The 16,345-nt window shown below is 70.1% G+C and carries 12 protein-coding genes; 4 read left to right on the top strand and 8 right to left on the bottom strand.

Translation table 11 applies throughout. The annotated features are described in order from the left end of the window. The first annotated feature begins 25 nt into the window (after positions 1-25). On the top strand, positions 26-4,132 hold the full coding sequence (locus JCR33_RS21700) for a hypothetical protein (RefSeq protein ID WP_198884227.1): 4,107 nt from the start codon (positions 26-28) through the stop codon (positions 4,130-4,132). A gap of 30 nt (positions 4,133-4,162) precedes the next feature. Here the strand turns inward: JCR33_RS21700 and JCR33_RS21705 are convergent, their stop codons facing one another. Next, positions 4,163-4,882, bottom strand: coding sequence for a metallophosphoesterase family protein (locus JCR33_RS21705; protein ID WP_198884228.1), 720 nt, complete (start codon positions 4,880-4,882; stop codon positions 4,163-4,165). Between the two features lie 81 nt (positions 4,883-4,963). Between JCR33_RS21705 and JCR33_RS21710 the strand changes: the two genes are divergently transcribed. After that, the gene (locus JCR33_RS21710) at positions 4,964-5,770 is read left to right on the top strand and encodes a sulfite exporter TauE/SafE family protein (protein ID WP_332461251.1); all 807 of its coding nucleotides are present in this window, start codon (positions 4,964-4,966) and stop codon (positions 5,768-5,770) included. A 7-nt stretch (positions 5,771-5,777) separates the two neighbouring features. Next, positions 5,778-7,532, top strand: coding sequence for an ABC transporter permease (locus JCR33_RS21715; protein WP_198884229.1), 1,755 nt, complete (start codon positions 5,778-5,780; stop codon positions 7,530-7,532). On the opposite strand, the gene JCR33_RS21720 is transcribed toward JCR33_RS21715, so the two are convergent. From JCR33_RS21720 to JCR33_RS21735, 4 genes are all read right to left on the bottom strand, one after another. Beyond that, on the bottom strand, positions 7,510-8,259 hold the full coding sequence (locus tag JCR33_RS21720; RefSeq protein WP_198884292.1) for an amino acid ABC transporter ATP-binding protein: 750 nt from the start codon (positions 8,257-8,259) through the stop codon (positions 7,510-7,512). The genes JCR33_RS21715 and JCR33_RS21720 overlap by 23 nt on opposite strands. 59 nt (positions 8,260-8,318) lie before the next feature. Beyond that, a complete protein-coding gene (locus JCR33_RS21725) occupies positions 8,319-9,626 on the bottom strand; it encodes an amino acid ABC transporter permease (RefSeq protein ID WP_198884230.1) in 1,308 nt (435 codons plus the stop codon). Between the two features lies 1 nt (position 9,627). Beyond that, on the bottom strand, positions 9,628-10,824 hold the full coding sequence (locus JCR33_RS21730; RefSeq protein ID WP_198884231.1) for an amino acid ABC transporter permease: 1,197 nt from the start codon (positions 10,822-10,824) through the stop codon (positions 9,628-9,630). A 61-nt stretch (positions 10,825-10,885) separates the two neighbouring features. Continuing rightward, complete coding sequence (locus JCR33_RS21735) at positions 10,886-11,908, bottom strand: amino acid ABC transporter substrate-binding protein (protein WP_198884232.1); 1,023 nt, start codon at positions 11,906-11,908, stop codon at positions 10,886-10,888. Positions 11,909-12,077: 169 nt separating this feature from the next. Between JCR33_RS21735 and metC the strand changes: the two genes are divergently transcribed. After that, positions 12,078-13,259 carry a cystathionine beta-lyase gene (gene metC / locus JCR33_RS21740; protein ID WP_198884233.1) on the top strand — a complete coding sequence of 394 codons (1,182 nt, stop codon included), beginning with the start codon at positions 12,078-12,080 and terminating at the stop codon, positions 13,257-13,259. 63 nt (positions 13,260-13,322) lie between these two features. Here metC and JCR33_RS21745 read toward each other — a convergent pair whose 3' ends face one another. The 3 genes from JCR33_RS21745 to JCR33_RS21755 form a co-directional block, all read right to left on the bottom strand. Then, positions 13,323-13,655, bottom strand: coding sequence for a lipid-A-disaccharide synthase N-terminal domain-containing protein (locus JCR33_RS21745; RefSeq protein ID WP_198884234.1), 333 nt, complete (start codon positions 13,653-13,655; stop codon positions 13,323-13,325). After that, a complete protein-coding gene (locus JCR33_RS21750; RefSeq protein WP_198884235.1) occupies positions 13,648-14,400 on the bottom strand; it encodes a glycosyltransferase family 2 protein in 753 nt (250 codons plus the stop codon). The genes JCR33_RS21745 and JCR33_RS21750 overlap by 8 nt, the downstream gene beginning before the upstream one ends. 114 nt (positions 14,401-14,514) lie before the next feature. Further along, a complete protein-coding gene (locus JCR33_RS21755; protein ID WP_198884236.1) occupies positions 14,515-16,185 on the bottom strand; it encodes an ArnT family glycosyltransferase in 1,671 nt (556 codons plus the stop codon). Positions 16,186-16,345: the final 160 nt, after the last annotated feature.

The following is a 16,345-nucleotide window of genomic DNA, read 5'->3' on the forward strand; positions in this document are numbered from 1 at the left end:
CCTCCTTTCTCCGCCGCATGACACTATGGAGAGCTTCCGCGACGCTGCGGTGCGTGCTGCCTGGTGGCTCGGGGCTCCGAACATGCACGGCGACGAGCTTGGAGTGGTGATCCCGCGCATCGCGCCGATGCTCGACATCACCCGCATCGAGCCGGGGCCCGATATCGACGAGCGCGTCGCGCTGCGCCTGGTGCGGATGGCCGGATCGGTGGTGCCCGTCGCGTCGCAGGAAGCCTGGGCGCGGCAGCTCCTGGAGCGCGCCGGCACGGGCGACAGGGTCGTCATCACCGATCGGGCGCGCCAGGCCGACGGCCTCCTCGAGGCGCTCGCCGAGCTCGAGGCGGGCCTCGACGCCGATCCGGCCCGCAATCCGCGCGACGCCCTCGCCTGGATCGCCGCCGGCGACGCGCTCCACGGCGCAAGGGAGGAGGGGGCGGCGCGGGCCGCGTGGGCGGCGGTGCGGCAGGCGACGGCGTCGGCCCGGCGCATCACCGTTGTGGGGCCGGACGTCACGAGCGACGAGCGGTTGCGGCTCGCCGGCGAGGTCCTTGCCCTCGACGCCGTCGCCGCCACCCAGTGGGACCGCCCCTTCGCCGGCGCGGTGCTGGTGGCGCTCGACGATCCGGTGCGCCACCTTGGCCCGGCACGCACCGCGGCAATGCTGCGCGACCGTCTGATCGCGCTCGCCGACCGCCATCGCTCGCTGTTCGTCTGCGTTCCCCGTGCGGCGGGCGCGGTGATGCGCGCCCGCTTGCCGCGCCTCCTGTGGGAGCGCCTCCTCCTCGTCGACGTGGCGCCGCGGCTCGATCCGGGGCCGGCGACGCTCATCGCCGCCGCCGCCTCGCTCGCCGACACGGTGGACGTGGTCGGCTTTCCGGGCGGCCCCGTCGACCTCGCCGCCGACGAGGAGCGGCTCCATCCGGCCTATGCGGCGAGCCGGCGCGGGCCGGCCGACATCAGCGACGTGCTCGCCGCGGCCGCCTCGCGCGGGGCGAGCGTCGCCGCCCTCGGCCGCAGCCTCTATCCGGGCCTCGCCCCGCTCCACCGCGGGCGCGCGCCCACCACCATCGGCGGGCTCGGCGAGGCGCTGCGGGCGGCGACCGGCGATCGCCTCGTCGCCGACGGCGTCCGTCGGCTGACGCTGGAGCGCGAGGGCGAGGACGGCGTCGTGCTGCGCTGGCAGCCGGGGACCGGCCTGCCGGCGGATCCGCCGCTCGCCCGCTTCGCCCCCGGCGGCCGATCCGTCGACGGGGTGCGACCCTGGCCGACGGAGGCGCACGAGCGGGTGGGCGCTCTGCTCGACGCGGTCGATCGGGCAATGCCGGAGATCGTCCTGTCGACGCCCCAGCCGCGGCGGGCCGAGCCGGCGGACCCACACGTGACCGTCGCGGGGCTGCGCAGCCTGCTCGCCCCCGGCGAGGGCCCGGAAGGCCCGTTTGCCGACGATGCGGAGGAGCGTGCCGCCCTCCTTGCCCATCGCCGCCTCACCGAGCGTGATCTCGACCGCGTGCACAGCCGCCGCATGGATGGCCTCGCCACGCGTCTCACCGCCCCCGTGTTCGTGGCCGGTCCGGGCTTCGCTTGGGAGACGATCAACGTGGCGCGCCTCAGGGGCGCGGCCGTGGCGCTGGTCGACATTCCGCCCGGCCGAGTGCCGGCGGGCCTCGCGGCCTCGCCCCTTCTCATCGTTTCGACCCGGGCGGCGGCGCGGGCGCAGCAGGGGGCGCAGCCGCGCGCCGTGTTCCTCACCGCCTTGGGGGCGGCCCATCGCGGCGAGGCGGAGGACATCGTGTTCGACCCCGCCGCCTTGGCGCTGCCCGACGGGGTGCCGCGTGATCCGATCGCCCTCGCCGTGCAGCTCTTGCGGGCGCTGCGGGTGCCGGCCATCGTCCCGCTCGGCGCGGCCGGGGTGTCGCTGCCGGCCGGCGACGACGTGCTGGTGCTCGACGACCCGCGTCGGCCGGGTGCGGAGGCGGCGCGCTTCCACGATCTCTTCCGCTCGCGCGATTGGGACGGCATGCCGAAGCTGCTCCTCGCCGTCGACGGGGCGGCACCGCTCGACCTCTTGGAGCGGGCGGTGGAGGGGCTCGGCGACCGCCTTCTCACCTACGTCGATCGCGAGGATCGCGTGCGCCTCGTCACCGGCCACCGGTTGGTGGCGGGCGCCAAGATGGCGGTTCCGGCCTATACGCGGGGCGATCCCCTCGTGGAGGAGGCGGTGGAGCGCTTCGCGCCGGAGATCGTGATTGCCTCCGCCGGGGTGGTGACGCCCGGCACGGGCGATGCGCCGCGCGTGGTGATCGGCCCCGAGGACGACGGCGCGGACAGCGTCGCGAGCGTCGCCTATCATGCCGCCTTTCCGGCCCCGCCGGCGGCGTTCGAGGCGGAGGCGGACGCGCTGCGCCTGCGCCTGGTCGCGGCGGCCCGAAGCGCGGCCGAGGCGGCCGAACGGGCGCGCGCCGATGCCGCCCGCCGGGCCGAGGCCGCCGAGGAATGGGCGACGGAGGAGCCCACGGCCGGCGAGCGCGCCCCGTCGCAGGAGCCGCCCATCGTCGCCTTGCCCTTCTCGCTCGGCTGGCTCGACCAGCTCCGCCGACGCGGACGCCATAGCGAGCGGGCCGAGCCGGCCATCACCGAGCCGGCGCCCGCCGCCGAAACCGAGCCCGCCCCGGAGACGGCTCCGGAGACTATTTCGGAGACTGCCCCAGCCCCCGTCGATGCGGCCGAGGGAAGCGTGTCGCCCCCCTCTAGCCAGGAGGTTCCGCCCACCGAGACGTCCGAGGATGCGACGCACGCGTTGTTCGCGGCGGTGTCTCCCTATAATTGGAGACGAGCAGAGATCCGACGTTCCGATCAGGGCAGGCGTTCCGAGATGGCAGAGGCTACTACCCCGAAAAAGGCGAGCTTCTCACAGCTCTGGCCGTGGCCCGGCAACATATTGCTCGTGCTGTTCGCGGCCTGGCTCTTCTACATGGGACGGATCGCCGAGCTCGCCGACGTCCGCCAGGCCTTCTATGGGCTCGGCGGCGTGACGGTGCTCGTCCTGCTGTTGGGCTTGCGGGCGGCGTTCGTGCGGCCGCGCCGCGGCGCCCACCGGGAGGAGCGCGTGCGCCGGCGCGAAGGACGTCGGGCCGCGGCGCCCGATCCCGCCGTCGCCCCGCCCGAGGTCGCCGATCCCGCCTTCGATGCGATGCCGCAGAATGCGCGGGCGCGCGCCGCGCAGGCCGCCGCCGATCCGTCCGCCTTCGCGACCGTCGAGGAGCCGCCGCGTGCCGAGACCCCAGCCGAGACCGTGGCCGAGCCCGAGACTGCGGTCGACGAGACGCCGCCGCCGACCCAGATCGTGGTGCCCTCCCGCGCGCGGCCCAAGCGGGAGGATCTCGCCGCCACCGCCCAGCAGCTCGAAGGCTGGATCAACCGCGAGAAGGCGGAGCGCGGCGCCCAGATCGCCAAGCTCAACGAGCAGATCGAGGCGCTGACCGAGCGTCTCGCCACGCTGGAGCGGGAGACCACCGAGGAGTTCGACGCTCAGCTCGAGCCGTTCCTGCGCATCGTCGCCTTCAACAACGCCGTCAACAACAAGCTGCTGCCGCGCGTGGAGAACATGATCGCCAAGGCGATCGAGGGGGCGATGCAGCCCGATGCGCTGAAGGCCAAGGTCGCGGCGGTGCTGCCCGAGGCGACTTCGGCCGGCGGCGACGGTGGGGCGCTGAAGGGCGAGCTCGCCGCCGTGCGCGCTGCGCAGCAGGAGGACCGCAAGGCCATCGCGGCGCTGCGCGAGGCGGCCGCGAGGGGCGGTGCGGGCGCGGGCGAGGCTGTCGAGAAGCGTCTCGCCGAGGCCGAGCGGCGCATCGAGGAGATGAAGACCGGCTTCAAGGATCTCACCCAGCACCTGTCGCGCATGGGCGACCAGCATCAGGCGCTGTTGCAGCGCATCGACGGGCTGTCGGAGACGGTGCCGGCCCGGGCCGGCGAGACGGGCGGGCCGTCCGAGGTGGAGGCGCTGCGCGACGCGCTCACTACCATCATCGAGCAGAACCGCGAGATCCGGGCGCAGCAGGAGATGCTGACCGCCCGCTTCGACGCGCCCACCCGCGTCGGCCTCGACGCCGACCGGCCCAAGGGGGGCTGAGCGCCCCCCACCTCAGTCCGCCGGCACGGATCAGTCCGCCGGGACGGAGAGGAAGCGGACGCTGCCGTTTTCGAGGACGGCGGCGGTCAACGCCCCGCCGTAGACCGCGCCGGTGTCGATGTTGGTGCGCCAGGGGCGATGGTCGGGCGCGTCCACCGGCGTGTGGCCATGCACGACGTGCACCGGTAGCGGGCCGGTGTAGTTGAGGAATTCCTCGCGGATCCAGATCAGGTCGTGCCGCTCCTGCGCCTCGAGCGGCACGCCGGGGCGAATGCCGGCGTGGACGAAGAGCACGTCGCCGATCCGGTGGGTGACGGGGCGCTGCTCCAGGAAGGCGCGATGCTCCTCCGGCAGGACCGCCTGCAGCATCGGCTGCAGCGCCACTGGATTGTGGGCGTACTGGCGGGCCTCGATGCCGTAGGCGCGCAGCGTCGCTTCGGCGCCGAACACCAGCCAGCGCGCCATCAGCGAGCCGTCGCGGAGCGCGTCGAGCATCGCCACCTCGTGGTTGCCGAGGAGGCAGACGCGCTCGCGCCCCGGCGTCGCGGGGCCGCGCAGGAACTCGATGACGGCATAGGAGTCCCGCCCGCGGTCCACATAGTCGCCGACGAAGAGCTCGGTGACGTGCTCGGCCGGGGAGGCGGCGAGGTCCTCCGCGATCAGTCCCATCAGGCGCTCCAGAAGGTGATCGCATCCGTGGATGTCGCCCACCGCGTAGACCCGATGCCCGTCGGGTAGGCGCACGCTCATGGCCGACGCGCCGGGCGCGGCGCTTGCGCTCGGCTCGATGAGGGACCACAACGCTCCGGCTCGTGCCGCAGGGGACCATTCGTGATCGACATTCTATCCTTCGCTCTCATCCTGGCGGCCGCCGGGGCGTTGGCCGGGCTCATCGCCGGCTTGCTCGGGGTCGGCGGCGGCATCGTCATCGTGCCGGTGCTCTACTATCTGCTCCCGGCGGCCGACATTCCCGAGCATGCTCGGATGCACGTGGCGGTGGCGACCTCGCTTGCGACCATCATCGCGACCTCCATCATCTCCGCGCGCTCCCACTATAAGCGGGGAGGCGTCGATGTCCCGCTGCTCAAGAGCCTCGCCCCGGGGATCGTGATCGGTGTCCTCATCGGCGTCGCGTTGGGTGGGGCCGCGAGTGGACGCACGCTCACGGCCATCTTCGCCGTGATCGCCTTCATTGTCTCGATCCACATGGCCTTCTTCAAGGGTGTTCAGCTGCGTGATGCGGTTCCGGTGCGCCCGATCCGCGATCTGATCGGCGTGTTCATCGGCGCCGTGTCGGTGATGATGGGCATCGGCGGTGGGACGCTGTCGGTGCCGATCCTGTCGATGTGCAGCGTGCCGATCCGCCGCGCGGTGGGCACGGCCTCGGCGATCGGCCTGATCATCGCGATTCCGGGCGCCATCGGCTTCGCCGTCGCCGGCTGGGGCGAACCCGGCCTGCCGCCCGGAAGCATCGGCTACGTCAACCTCATCGGCTTTGTGATGATCGCGCCGCTGTCGATGCTCCTCGCGCCGGTCGGCGCCAAGCTCGCCCACACCATCCCCAACGTGTGGCTCAGCCGGACGTTCGCCGTGTTCCTCGCGATCACGAGCGTGCGCATGATGCTGAGCCTCCTCTAGACGCGCGATGGCGCCGCTGGCGACAGGACGCCCGACCATCTGGCGCCGGGGCACGGGCGTTCCGCTCCTGACGGTCGCATCGACGGTTCTCTCCGTCCTGACGTTGATGCCGCTCGCCGCGCTCGTCGTCACCTCGCTCGCCGGCCCCTCGGAGGCGATGAGCCACACGGTCGGCACCGTGCTCGGCCGCTATACGCTGAACACCCTGTCGTTGGCGCTGATCGTGGCGGCGGGGGTCACCGTCACCGGCGTCTCCACCGCCTGGCTCGTCACCATGTGCCGCTTTCCTGGGCGGGGGGTCTTCGCCTGGGCGCTGGTGCTGCCGTTCGCGATGCCCGCCTATGTGAGCGCCTACGCCTACACCTATCTCCTGCAGCACCCCGGACCGGTGCAGACGGCGTTGCGCGACGTGATGGGCTACGGTCCGCACGACTACTGGTTCCCCGAGATCCGCAGCCTCGGCGGCGCCGCCTTCGTACTGACGATGGTGTTCTACCCCTACGTCTATCTGATGGCGCGGGCGGCCTTCCTGCAGCAGTCGGCGACCGCCTTCGAGGCGAGCCGCACGCTCGGCCGCACGCCGTGGCGCGCCTTCTTTTCGGTGGCGGTGCCGCTGGCCCGGCCGGCGATCGTCGCCGGCCTCGCCCTCGCCGTCATGGAGACGCTCGCCGACTACGGCACCGTCTACCATTTCGGCGTCCAGACCTTCACCACCGCCATCTACCGCACCTGGTTCTCGCTGGGCGACCGGGTGGGCGCGGTTCAGCTCGCCCTGATGCTCGTTTCGGTGGTGCTTCTGGTGATCGGGCTGGAGCGGGTGGGCCGGCGGGGCCGGCGCTATGCGGAGAGCCGGGCGGCGCGGCCGATGCCGGGCCTGCCGCTCGCTGGCTGGCGGGCCGCCGGGGCGGTGGCGGTCTGCGCTCTGCCCGTCCTCTGCGGCTTCCTGGTGCCGGCGGCGACCCTCGTTGGCCTCGGCGTCGGCCTCGACGTGCCCTGGCTCGACGAGCGCACCACGCGCCTCATCGGCAACACGGTGACGCTCGCGACCATCGGCAGCCTCGTGACGCTCGCCGTGTCGCTGGTGATCGCCTACGCCCGCCGCCTCTCCAAGGGGCGGCTGACGACGTTTCTGGGGCAGATCGTGGGCTTCGGCTACGCGGTGCCGGGCGCGGTGATCGCCGTCGGCCTCCTCATCCCCTTCGGCGCCTTCGACCGCTGGCTCAACTCGGTGATGGTGGCGACCTTCGGCATCCGCACCGGCCTGCTCCTGACCGGCACCATCGCGGCGGTGATCTTCGCCTACGTGGTGCGCTTCCTCGCCGTGTCGCTCAACGCGGTGGAGGCGGGGCTCGCGCGCATCCCGCCCTCCCTCGACGGCGCCTCGCGCACGCTGGGGGCGGGGCCGGCGATCACCTTCCTGCGCATCCACGGGCCGCTCCTGACGGGCGGCATGCTGACGGCGGCGCTGATCGTGTTCGTCGACATCATGAAGGAGCTGCCGGCGACGCTCATCCTGCGCCCCTTCAACTTCGACACGCTGGCGATCCGCGCCTACCGTCTCGCGTCCGACGAGCGCCTGGCGCTCGCCTCCGTGCCGTCGCTGATGATGGTGCTGGTGGGGCTCGTGCCCGTCATCCTCCTGTCGCGCCAGATCGCGCGGACGTCGCGGGCGCCGGGCGGGGAGGGACCGTCGCCGGCGCCGGCGGCCGAGGATGCGCCCCGGCCACCGGCCTCGGTGGTCAGTGAGCGAGGATCTGGCTGAGGAACAGCTGGGTGCGCTCGTGCTGCGGGTTGGTGAAGAAGGGCTCGGGCGCGTTCGATTCCACGATCTGGCCCTGGTCCATGAACACCACGCGGTTCGCCACCTGACGGGCGAAGCCCATCTCGTGGGTCACGCAGATCATCGTCATGCCGGTCTGGGCGAGGTCGACCATCACGTCGAGCACCTCCTTGATCATTTCCGGATCGAGGGCGGAGGTGGGCTCGTCGAACAGCATCACGTGCGGGTTCATGCAGAGCGCCCGGGCGATCGCCACGCGCTGCTGCTGACCGCCGGAGAGCTGGCCGGGATATTTGTTGGCCTGCTCCGGGATCTTCACCCGGGTGAGGTAGCGCATCGCGACCTCGTTTGCCTCGCGCTTCGGCATCTTCTTCACCCAGATCGGGGCGAGGGTGCAGTTCTCGAGGATCGTGAGGTGCGGGAAGAGATTGAAGTGCTGGAACACCATGCCGACGTCTTTGCGGATCTCGTCGATCTTCTTGAGATCGGAGGTCAGCTGCGTGCCGTCGACGGTGATGGAGCCCTTCTGATGCTTCTCCAGCGCGTTGATGCAGCGGATTAGGGTCGACTTGCCGGACCCCGACGGGCCGCACACCACGATGCGCTCACCCTTGTTCACGGTCAGGTTGATGTTCTTCAGGACGTGGAACTCGCCGTACCACTTGTTGAGGTCGACGATGTCGATGGCGACCTCCTCCGAGACCGTCATGGGGCCCGGCGTGGTCTCCGTGGGATCGGTGTGGGCAACGTTGGCCATGATGGTTCTCCTTAGCGACGATCGGCGGCCCGAAGGCGCGTCTCGAGGTACATCGAATAACGGGACATGCCCCAGCAGCAGACGAAGAAGAGGAAGGCGATGAAGCCGTAGAGCTCCCACACGATGCCGTTCCAGTTGGCGTCGGAGCGGATCGGGTTGGTGAGGCCGAGGGGATCGAGAAGGCCGATCACCGCCACCAGCGTCGTGTCCTTGAAGAGGCCGATGAAGGTGTTGACGATGCCGGGGATCGAGATCTTCAGCGCCTGCGGCAGGATGATGAGGCGCATGCCCTGCCAGTAGGTGAGGCCGAGAGTGTCGGACGCCTCGTACTGACCCTTCGGCAGCGCGGCGAGGCCGCCCCGGATCACCTCCGCCATATAGGCCGAGGCGAACAGCGTCACCATGATGAGGACGCGCAGGATCAGGTCGAAGTTGGTGCCCGGCGGCAGGAAGTAGTTGAGCAGCGTCGAGGCCACGAAGAGCAGCGTGATGAGCGGCACGCCACGGATGAACTCGATGAAGGTCACGCAGATGAGGCGCAGGATGGGCAGCTTCGACTGCCGGCCGAGGGCGAGCAGGATGCCGAGCGGCAGCGAGCCGGCGATGCCGGTGACGCCGATCACCATGGTGAGGAGGAAGCCGCCGAAACGCGAGCTAGGGATCGGCTCCAGGATGATCCCGCCCCAGAGGAGGAAGTAGGCGAGGATCGGGAAGACGATGGTGAACACCAGCCACCGCGTGCGGTGATGGGTGTCGCCGAAGAAATAGGCGAGCCCGCCGATGACGATGGCGACGATGGTGGTCGGGCCGAAGAGGCTCCCGAGGGTGTTCTCCGTCACCGCGAGGTAGGCCGCGATCAGGATCTTGACCCCGATCAGCGCCGCCATGACGACGACGAGGGGGCGCATGGTCTGAAACAAGAGCGGGATCATGGCGGTGATCAGCAAGAGCAGCGTCACGTCCGGCCGCCAGCGCTGATCCACGGGATAGAAGCCGTAGAGGAGCTGGCCGAGGCGCTCGTGGATGACCGCCCAGCAGGCGCCGGTGGTGCCTTCGCCGTAGGTCTGAACGATGATCTCGCGGCACTCGGAGAGGCTCTTTGCGTGCCAGACCGACTTGAAGACCGCCCAGTCGAGGATGCCGGGCACGATCCACAGGATGAAGGCCAGGCAGATGAGGGTGATCGCCGCGTTCAGCCAGGACGAGAAGAGGTTCTCGCGCAGCCAGGCGATCGGCCCGGTGGTGGAGACCGGTGCCGGCTCGGCGGGATAGTGCGTCTCGGCGACGTAGGGGACGGTGTGGGCGTGGGTTCCGCTCATCCTAACGCTCCACCAGTTTCACGCGGGAATTGTAGATGTTCATCACCGTCGAGATGAACAGCGACACGATGAGATAGAAGCCCATCAGGAGGAGGATGCACTCCATCTCGCGGCCGGTCTGGTTGAGCGTGATGCCCCCCAAGGTGCCGGTCGCGTCCATGTAGCCGACGGCGATGGCGAGTGAGGAATTCTTGGTGAGGTTGAGATATTGCGAGATGAGCGGCGGGACGATCACGCGCAGCGCCTGCGGCAGGATGATGAGACGCATCGCCCGGTTGGGGCGCAGGCCGAGCGCGGCCGCCGCCTCCGTCTGGCCGTGGCTCACCGACAGGATGCCGGCGCGCACGATCTCGGAAATGAAGGCGCCGGTGTAGAGGGAGAGGGCGAGCCACAGGGCGACGAGACTGTCGCGCATGTAGATGCCGCCGCCGAAGTTGAAGCCCTTCAGCTCGGGATATTCGAGCCGGATCGGCATGCCGAGGACGAAATAGGCGAGCACCGCGGGCACCAGGAGAATGCCGAGGCCGATCCAGAACAGCGGCAGCTGCTCGCCGGTGGCGTCCTGCCGCTTGCGCGCCCAGCGGCGCACGATGATGAGGGCGACGATGGAGGCGAGGAAGATGCCGACGACGATGCCGCCGCCCGCGTCGAGGATCGGGGCGGGGATGTAGAAGCCGCGGTTGGTGGCGACGAAGGCGCCGGTGTCGACGCCGCGGAAGGCACGGGGGGAGGGCAGCGATTCGTTGACGACCGCCGCGACGAGAAGGATCCAGATGAGCACCGGGACGTTGCGGAAGGTCTCCACGTAGACCGTCATCAGCCGTGCGATGAGCCAGTTCTTGGAGAGCCGCAGCACGCCGGCGACGACGCCGAGGAAGGTGGCGCTCACGCACCCCATCACGGCGATGAGCAGCGTGTTAAGGATACCGACGAGGGCCGCGCGGGCGTTGGTGTCCTGGTTGTTGTACTCGATGAGGCGCTGGTTGATGTCGTACTGCGCCGACTGCCAGAGGAAGCCGAAGTCGAAATCCTTCCCGAGGGCGGACAGGTTCTCGATGGTGTTGTTGACGAGCCAGGCGACGCCCAGCATCAGGATGATCATGGCGATCGCTTGGATGAAGCCGGAGCGGTACCGCTCGTCTCTCCAAAGCATATCGATGCGGAAGGTGGGGGGCGGGGCGCCCGTCGCTACGCTCATGCGCGTCTCCCTCTAACGAAGAAGGCGCAGATCCCGGAAGATCTGCGCCCAGTTTCGTTGCTTAGCGGAAGGGCGGTGCGTATTGGATGCCGCCGTCGGTGTAGAGCGCGTTGAGACCTCGCTCCAGACCGATCGGGGTGTCCGGACCGAGATATTCGTCGAAGACCTCGCCGTAGTTGCCGACGGCGGCGATCACGTTGGCGGCCCAATCCTTCGGCAGGCCGAGCATGGAGCCGTAGTCACCTTCGACGCCGAGAAGGCGGGCGACCTCGGGGTCGAGATCGGAGGAGGAGGCCATGTCCTTGACGTTGGCCTTGGTGACGCCCTTTTCCTCGGCGATGAGGAGCGCGTTGAGCACCCATCGGTTGATGTCGGCCCACTCGTCGTCACCCTGGCGAACCACCGGGCCGAGCGGCTCCTTGGAAATAATCTCCGGCAGGATCATGTGGGCGGAGGGGTCCTCGAAGGAGGCGCGGGTGGCGGCGAGACCCGAGGCGTCGGTGGTGTACACGTCGCACGCGTCGGCGAGATATTTCTGCTGCGCCTCGGCGTTGGTCTCGATGGGGACGGGCTCGTAGCTCATATTGTTGGCACGGAAGTAGTCCGCGAGGTTCAGCTCGGTGGTGGTGCCGGTCTGGATGCAGACGGTGGCGCCGTCGAGCTCGAGCGCCGAGGTGACGCCGAGCGCCTTCGGCACCATGAAGCCCTGGCCGTCATAGTAGTTGACGCCCACGAAGGTCAGCTTCAGGTCCACGTCGCGGGTGAGGGTCCAGGTGGTGTTGCGCGACAAGAGGTCCACTTCGCCCGAAGCGAGCGCGGTGAAGCGGGTCTTGCCGGTAAGGGACGTGTACTCCACGGCGCCCGGATCGCCGAAGATCGCCGCCGCGACGGCCTTGCACAGCGCGACGTCGAAGCCCTGCCAGTTGCCCTGGTCGTCGGTGAACGCGAAACCGACGAGGCCGGTGTTGATGCCGCACTTCAGGTGGCCGGCTTCCTTGGTTTGAGCCAGGGTCTGGGCCTGAACGCCGGTGGTGGCGCACACCCCCGCGACGGCCGCAACGGTCGCCAGTTTGATGAGTTTCATCGTTTCGCTCTCTCCATTGATCGCGACAATTCTTAGAGGTCGCTTGCTTTCGGGCGCCGAATGCAAGCGACGTGCCGAGCCAAGTCAATCCAGGCCTATGTTGGTTGCATGGCTTGTTCAGCATAAGCAGACATTGAGAGCGAGGCCAACGTCCCGAAAGGAGATTTGTATGTCCGATGAGAGTGACGCCACGGGCGGACGTCCAGCGCGGGTCCAGACGCTACTGGCCCATGGCGGTTTGGACCCGCACGGCTACCACGGCTTTGTAAATCCACCCGTGGTGCACGCGTCGACCGTGCTCTATCCGGACGTCGAGACCACGCGCACCCGCGCCCAGCGCTACACCTACGGCCGCTCCGGCACGCCGACGACGGACGCCCTGTGCGACCTCGTGTCCGCCCTCGAAGGCGCGGAGAAGACGGTGCTCGCCCCGACCGGCCTCGCCGCCTGCACCGTGGCGATCGCCGCCATGGTGAAGGCCGGCGACCGCATCCTGGTGGTCGACAATGTCTATAACCCCACCCGCAAGTTCTGCGACGGCTTCCTGACCCGATTCGGCGTGGAGACGGTCTACTTCGATCCGACCGACCTTCAGACCTTCCGCACGCTCCTGGAGCAGCCGACGGCGGTGGTGTTTTTCGAGGCGCCCGGCTCGGTGACCTTCGAGATGTGCGACGTGCCGGCCATCATCGCCCTCGCCAAAGCCGCCGGCGCGGTCACCATGATGGACAATTCGTGGGCGACGCCGCTGTTCTTCCGGCCGCTGGAGCATGGCTGCGACCTGTCGATCCACGCCGCCACCAAGTATCTCGCCGGTCACTCCGACCTCTTGCTCGGGACCGTCGCCGGCAACGGCGAGGTGATCGCCCAGGTGCGCAAGACCTGGGACGAGTGGGGCGAGAACGCCGCGCCGGACGATGTCTACATGACGCTGCGCGGCATGCGCACGCTCGACGTGCGGATGGAGCGTCATCAGCGCAACGCCCGCATCGTCGCCGAATGGCTCGCCGCCGACAGCCGCGTCTCCCGCGTGCTCTACCCGGCGCTGCCCGGCGCACCGGGGCACAACCTGTGGAAGCGCGATTTCGACGGGGCGAGCAGCCTGTTCGCGATCACCTTCAAGGGCCGTCCCGACGCCGACGTGGTGACGTTCGTCGACAGCCTGCGCCTCTTCGGCATCGGCTACTCTTGGGGCGGCTTCGAGAGTCTCGCGACGCTGCAGCCGGCGCACGCGATGCGCGTCACCATGGACTGGCCGCAGGACGAGGCGGTGGTGCGCCTCCACGTCGGCCTCGACGATCCGGCCGACCTCATCGAGGATCTCGACCAGGCGATGGCCCATCTCGGCTGAGCCGGGCCGCACGCATACGGGTGGGCGGGGCTTCGGTGCTCGCCCCCCGTTCGGCGCGCGCCGTCAGCCGGTCTCGGCGAGGGCGGCGCGGCGTTCGCGGAAGATCAGCCAGAGATTGCGCGCGTAGATGAGGAGACCGGCGCCCTGGCCGGCGATGAACACCGGGTCCTGCCGATAGAGGGCGTAGGCGAAGAGGATCGCTCCGCCGGCGATAGAGAAGAACCAGAACGCCACCGGCACCACGGACCGGCCGGCCCGCTCCGAGGCGATCCACTGGATCAGGAAGCGGGCGGAAAACATCGCCTGAGCCAAGAATCCGATCGCGATCCAGACGTCGAACTGCTCGACGAATACGGCGTGGAACCAGGCGCCGAGCCCGGCAAGGACGTCACTCATCCATGGTCTCCGGCGGTGTGATCTCGCGTGCCTCCGGGCGGCTCTTGCTGCGTCGCCGCAGCCACCAGACGCCGAGGAGGTCGGGCACGCCCACCAGCGCGCGGTCGAGGACACCATACTTGGATTGCCCGGCTGCGCGGGGGCGGTCGGCCACTTCGATGTGGGCGATGCGCCAGCCCTCGCGCAGGAAGAGGGCGGGATAGAAACGGTGGTTGTTGTCGAAGAAGGGTAGCGTCAGATAAGGCGCCCGCCGCATCGCCTTGAGGCCGCAGGCGGTGTCGCGCGTGTCGTCGTGGAGGAGGAAGGCGCGCACCCGGTTGGCGACCTTGGAGACGAACTTCTTGCGCCAGCCGTCGTGCCGCCGGGTCCGCTGGCCGGCGACGAGGCCCACCTCCGGATCGGCGAAGAGGGGGGCGACGAGGTCGGCGAGGAATTTGGGGTCGTTCTGGCCGTCGCCGTCCATGGTGACGAGGATGTCGCCCTTGGCGGCGAGGGCGCCGGCGCGCACCGCGCGCGACTTGCCGCCCGAGAAGGGATGGCTCAGGACGCGCACATTGTCCAAGCCCGTCGCCAGCACTTCGGCGACGGTGCCGTCGGTGGAGCCGTCGTCCACCACGATGATCTCGAAGGGCGCGGTGAGCGGCCCTTCGGTGATCTCGTGGAGGAGCGCTCCGATGGCTCCCGCCTCATCCTTCGCCGGGATGATGATGGAGATGGCGGGACGCTGGGTCGAGCGGGCTGGCATGGCGTGTCCGAGGTTTGCGGCGCCACACACACACACGACGCGCCGCCGTGGTCCGATACAACCGAACGGCGCCGAACGGCAAGCGCGGTGGGGCGGCGGTCCGCTCCCGCCGCGTCAGTCGGCGGTCGGGGCGTTGCGGAAGAGGGTGAGCGCGACGGGATCGCCCTTCGAGATGTTGAAGCCGTCGACCTCGCCGACGCGCTCGATCGCGACGCCGGCCGTCGCCGCAGCCGCCTCCACCTCGCCGACGAAGCGGGCGCGGGCGGCGATGACGGCGCAATGGCCGTCGAGGGCGGCGACCGCCTGCTCGGGCGAGAGGAGCCCGGTGTCGGTGCCGGCGAGGAAGATCATGCTCGGCTCGTTGAAGCCGATGGAGATGAGGCGTGGATCGGGGCAGCCGGCCGCCGCGTCGGCCGCCGCCACGAGGCGCGGGCTGACCCAGACCGGCGAGAGCTTCGGAAGGGCGAGGCCCCAGACGGCGACTTGCGCCACCACCGCGGCTGCGACTGTCGGCACGATCACCGCGCCGGAGACGGGCGAGGCGCCGCCGAAGAGGGCGCGCGCCGCCGCCACCGCCGACGCCGCCGCGAGCGCGGCGACGGGCAGTGCCACCCAGGGGATGGGCGTCGCGAAGAGGAGGAAGCCGACGGGAATCGCGACGAGGACGGCGACGGGCACGGCGGCGACATAGACCGCCGCGACGCGCGCGAGCCAGCGCGGCGGGGATGCCGCATGGAGCGCGGCGACCACCGCGAGGGCGATGCCCGGCACCACCGGCAGCGTATAGTGCGGCAGCTTGGTGGGCACGAGCTCGAACACGATCCACGACGGTACGACCCAGGCGAAGGCGTAGACGAACACCGCGCCGCGCCGCTGCCAGATCCGCCAGGCTGCGGCGAGGGTGAGCGGGGCGAGCGGCCAGGCGACCGCCAGGAAGAAGGCGAGGTGGACGAGCGGCGGGGCGCCGTGGCCTTCCTGGCCGCCGGCGGCCTTGCCGAGGAAGTCGTGGCCGAGGGCGGCGCTGTAGAAGGCCCCGTCGGTCGCGATGTAGATGCCGACGAACCAGGGCAGGCAGATCGCCGCGACGATCGGCAGCCCCACGAGGAAGCGCATGCGCGACAGGAGGCGTCGACCGTCGACGACGAGGAGCGTCGCGACGGTGAGGACCATCACCATCGGCGCGATGGGGCCTTTGACGAGGATGCCGAGGGCGAGCGCCACCCAGAAGAGGAGGGGCATCGCCCAGCCCTTGCGCTCGGCGAGCCAGATGCGGGCGAGCGCCCCCATCATCGCCACCACCGTCGCAAGGAGCACGGCGTCGGTCTTGGCGAGCCTTGCCTCCACCCCGACGATGATGGTGGCGCCGAGGAGGGCGCCGACGGTCAGCGCGCCGCCGAAGGGCAGGAAGGCGCGTGCGGCCCAGACCGCGAGGAGCACCGCCGCCATCGCGCCGAGGAGGGAGGGCACGCGGTAGACCCAGAGCGGCGCCGCCGCGCCCTCGCCGTAGAGGGTCACCGCCGCCGCCTGCAGCCAGTGGATGCCGATGGGCTTCTTGTGGCGTGGCGCCTCCTGGAAGCGGATGCGCACATAGTCGCCCGTCTCCACCATCTGCTTCGTCGCCTGGGTGTAGCGCGGCTCGTCCCGGTCGATCGGCGGAATGGAGGCGATGCCGGGCGCGAGCGACAGGAGCACCGTCGCGAGGAGGAGCAGCATCGGCAGGATGGCCGGCCAGTCTCCACGCGGGAGAGGGGCGGGGGTGGCGGATGAGGGGATCGGTGCGGACATCGGCGGCATCTAGTCCGTCGGCCGACCGCTTGTCCATCGGCTCAATTGCAACACTCTGTCGCCTTCGCGCCGGTCGGCTGGCGTGGCTTCGGCGGCTCTGCTAGAGGGCTAGCCTAGGCACGATCTGAAGCGGTGCTCGGATGGGCGATCGGCATCGGCG

Origin of the sequence: Acuticoccus mangrovi (assembly GCF_016411865.1) — a bacterium.
Classification (GTDB): domain Bacteria; phylum Pseudomonadota; class Alphaproteobacteria; order Rhizobiales; family Amorphaceae; genus Acuticoccus; species Acuticoccus mangrovi.